The 3,885-nt window shown below is 64.6% G+C and carries 4 protein-coding genes and 1 pseudogene; 2 read left to right on the forward strand and 3 right to left on the reverse strand.

Going from position 1 to position 3,885, the window contains the following annotated elements:
* The first annotated feature begins 336 nt into the window (after window positions 1-336).
* On the forward strand, window positions 337-711 hold the full coding sequence (locus ACEVQ6_RS23455; protein WP_374891462.1) for a hypothetical protein: 375 nt from the start codon (window positions 337-339) through the stop codon (window positions 709-711).
* A gap of 243 nt (window positions 712-954) precedes the next feature.
* Window positions 955-1,329, forward strand: coding sequence for a hypothetical protein (locus tag ACEVQ6_RS23460; protein ID WP_374891463.1), 375 nt, complete (start codon window positions 955-957; stop codon window positions 1,327-1,329).
* 4 nt (window positions 1,330-1,333) lie between these two features.
* Here ACEVQ6_RS23460 and ACEVQ6_RS23465 read toward each other — a convergent pair whose 3' ends face one another.
* The 3 genes and pseudogenes from ACEVQ6_RS23465 to ACEVQ6_RS23475 all read right to left on the reverse strand — a co-directional run.
* Window positions 1,334-2,005: a response regulator gene (locus tag ACEVQ6_RS23465; RefSeq protein ID WP_374891464.1), complete on the reverse strand. Its 672-nt coding sequence runs from the start codon at window positions 2,003-2,005 to the stop codon at window positions 1,334-1,336.
* On the reverse strand, window positions 2,002-3,351 hold the full coding sequence (locus ACEVQ6_RS23470) for a sensor histidine kinase (protein WP_374891465.1): 1,350 nt from the start codon (window positions 3,349-3,351) through the stop codon (window positions 2,002-2,004). The genes ACEVQ6_RS23465 and ACEVQ6_RS23470 overlap by 4 nt, the downstream gene beginning before the upstream one ends.
* Window positions 3,352-3,549: 198 nt before the next feature.
* Window positions 3,550-3,885: pseudogene (locus tag ACEVQ6_RS23475) on the reverse strand (SDR family NAD(P)-dependent oxidoreductase); the annotation flags it as partial.

Below are 3,885 nucleotides of genomic sequence, written 5' to 3' on the forward strand. Positions count from 1 at the left end.
CGATAGAGCTACGATGAGCCGAAAATCCTCTCTTCTCAACTCAACCAATTTTGTCTCACAGGCGCTGATGTCGGACACCTGAAGGGGTGCCAAGGATTATCCCCGCACCCAAAGCCCGACGGGACATAAAGATTAAAGAAAAGCGGTCGCTATAAATCTGCAGCACACCGCTCATGTCGTGCGCGCCTTCGGACAAAGGTCCGTCCCATGACGGCAGAGGTCCGGGGGCCGTATCCGGCAACGAAATGGTTGGGCAACACTCTGGGCACGGCTGGCATTCACGCTCGTCGTCGCCGCCGCGCCGGGTGCGCGGCACACCAGAAGAGGAAAAAGATCATGACGTTGCTGAAATCCACGCTGGCCGGCTGCACCCTGCTCGCGCTGATCCTTGGCACCGGCTCCGTGCAGGCCGCATACAACACCATGGGCGCGTCGCAGGGTGGGCTCCACAAGCAAGCCACCGTCGATGTGCTGATCTCGCGCAAGGGCGCCGACGACGCCAAGGGCGCTGGTCGTCGTGGCCGGGGCCGCGATGACGGGGCAAAGCATGCCGCGTCGAACCGGCCGCAGCCGTGGCTCTTAGCGCGTAGGGGTGCGGATGATCCGGTCGGCCATGTGCGTCGCGGTCGCGGCGCCGACGACGCCAAGGGTGCAGGCCGGCGGGGTCGTGGAAAGGATGACGCGGCCGGCGATGATCGCGGCCGTGCCTGAGTCGACGAGATCTGTCAGTATACGTGGAAACCGTTTGCCCCGAAGAGACAAACGGCTGCAGGAAAATCGAGAATGTCTCGATACCGGTGCATGATAGGCGATAGATGTGGCATGACCCTTGTGCCACATCCATCCCACAGAGGGAGATGCCGCGTGCCGTCAAGGCCGACACTCACTTGCAAGCGCCCACTTGCAGAACGACAGCGCCTGGTCCGCAGCCAGCGGACGCGCGTCCTGGCGTTCTTGCTGGTCGTCCTGCCGGCCTTCCTCGGCGGCGCGCTGCCGGCTCTTGCAGACAAGGGCAGCGGCCATGGGGGCGGCGGGCGGAGCGGCGGTTCGAGCGGCTCTGGATCGCATGGCTCGGGACACTCAGACGATCGGGGCTCGGGTGACGACAGGTCAGGCCACTCGGATGATCGTGGCAACGGTGCGCGCGATGACGACGGGACGCAAGAGGACCGCGCGGATGGCGCACGCGAATCCGGCGGAGACCGGCAGCGTGTCTATGCGGAAGGCTGGCGGGTCGAGATCCGCAAGGGACGCTACCGCGTTTTCGATCCGAACGGCCGGCTGGTGATCAACCGGCAGGCTCGCAAGGACGACTACGGCAAATTCTGAGCGATCACCGTGGCCGGGCGTCCTTGAGCATGACGGCTGCCTCGGTGCGATTGCGCACCTTCAGTTTCTGCAGGATGCTGGTCATGTGGTGCTTGATCGTCTTCTCCTGCAGATCAAGGCGTCGCGCCACTTCTTTATTGCTGTTGCCGTCGGCGACCAGCCGCAGGATCTGTTCCTCCCGGCGTGTCAGATGCGACAGCAGGTCGCCATCCGTCTCCTCTTCGCCCTGCCCGACAGGCTGGCGTGCCGGCACGCGCATCTCGGTGAGTATGCGCGCGGCCAACGACGGGGAAACATAGCTTTCGCCGGCAAGAACACTGCGCACGACATCGACGAGCGCCTGCGCGCCGACACCCTTCAGCACATAGCCGCGTGCGCCCGCCCTCAGCGCCTGAAGCACGTCGTCGTCGATCTCGGATGCGGTCAGCACGAGGATCTTCGCCTCCGGCGCCACCTTCAGGATGCTGACAAGCGCGTCTTGCCCTCCTCCCGGCATCGACAGGTCCAACAGAATGAGATCGGGTTGATGGGTGTCGTGAAGCCGCACGGCGTCGGCTGCCGACGCCCCCTGTCCGACGACGGAAAAATCCGGCTGCTGCGTCAGGGTGAGGGCTACACCCTCGCGAAACAGCGGGTGGTCGTCGACGACAACGATGCTGCTGGTCGTCTGGGTCATGGTCGCGTCTCTCCCGGCAGCCACATGGCAATGCGTGTTCCCTCGCGCGGCTCCGACTTGAGGACGAACCGTCCGCCGAGGGAGGCGATGCGCTCCTCGAGCCCGTCGAGCCCCAGACCTTTTCGGGACGCATCACGGGTGAAGCCGGGCCCCGCGTCGCTGACGGCGACCTGAAGCCCGTCATCGACGGTCTCGGCCGTGACGCGCTGTTCCTTGCCGCCGGCATGCCGCGTCGCGTTGCTCAAGGCCTCCTGAACGAAGCGGTAGACGCAGATCTTTCCTGCCTGCGAAAGCGATGGCAGCCGGTCGCCGATGTCGGTCGCCACCGGGGTTCCCGCATGGCTTTCATGGGCCGCGACAACGCGGCGCAGCACCTCGCGGCTGTCGAGCGCGTCGAGCTCGGGCAGGGTCAGACCCCGGCAGATGTTGCGAATGTCGCGCATCGCCTCGTCGAGCGAGCCCTTGACCCGCTGGGCTTCGGCCGCATCCGGTCCCGCGGGAGTGATGGCGCCGAGACGCAAGGAGGCAAAGGCGAGAAGCTGGGCGGGCCCGTCGTGCAGTTCCGCCGACAGGCGGCGCAGGTAGCGCTCGTTGAGCGCCGCCGTGCGTCGCGCCGCCTGCTCGACACGCTGCCGAAGCGCGAGGTTCTCGTCGAGAAGGCGTCGGAGATCCTCGACCTGCGATCTCAGGCTCTCGCTCTGGAACGCGATCTGCCGGCTACCGCGCGCCACGATGACGAAGAGCAACGCCAGCATTGTCAGGGTCACGGCGCCGACGAAAAGCCAGCTGCCGATACGGGCATGCGCAAGCTGGGCGCGCAGGTCGTCGGCAACCTCGTAGAACTCGGCGATCCCGATGACATGGCCCGACCATGGCTCGCGGATCGGGCTGTAGATTTCGAGCAGCGGCTTGCCCGCCACCCGTTCGGTCGCATTCTCCTCACCCTCCAGCGCGTCGAACTCGGCATGGACCGTGCCGGCGCGGGCCGTTTCCAGACCTTCGGTGATCCCGAAGCGCCGTCCGATCAGCGCGGATTCGTTGCTGTAGGCGATCGTCCCGTCCGGCTTCCAGATCTTGAAGGCGAACATGCGCTCGCTGAGCGCGCCTTGCTGCAAGGTTTCCTCCAATGCAATCCGGGCTCCGGGGCTCAGCGTCGATGCATTGGCAAGTTCCTGTGTCAGCGGCGCAATGATGCTGTCGACATACAAGGCTGTCGCGGTTGCTGCCTGCTCGGTGACGGTTTCGGTGATGCGGGCGGTGACCCAGACGCCGATCGTCACCATGCCGAACACAAGCACAACCGCACCCGCAAGCACGAATTGCCACGCAAGGCTGATGCGTGCCATCCACCGCACCGGGCGCATGCTGTCGAATTGTTCCAGAGGCATTCCCATGGCACAATACTAGACGCTTCGCAGCGTCACAGAAAGTCGGACCTCAGGCCACTGACCCGGACCAAAGTCTGAATAGATCCAAATAAAGTCCATATTAACCAAAGCGCCTCTTGCCGCCTCAGTTCTCAGCGGCGATCAACAGACCTATGCTCAGAAGCGCTCCCCAACCCATTCTTCACTTTTCGCCCAGAGCTGTTTTGCCCGCTCTTCGTCAAGTGCGTAGGCGCGGACACCATCGCGCATGGCTTCGCCTTCGGCGATCTCGGCGACATGGCAATCCTCGCAGTAACACCCACCGATAAGCTCCGCATCCGCGACAACGGCGGCCCAGACCGATGTGGCGGCCCCTTGCGGGATCGTCTTGAACGCGAAGGGCGGCAGGCCGGCCTTTGCGTAGGATGTGTTGATCGATGCGACCAGCGCGTCCTCGTCGGCTTGCGTCATGTGTCGGCCGAGTTCGGTGCGGATACCGCCGGGCATGATCGC

Source organism: Ensifer soli (assembly GCF_041928815.1).
Classification (GTDB): Bacteria; Pseudomonadota; Alphaproteobacteria; order Rhizobiales; family Rhizobiaceae; genus JBHFEI01.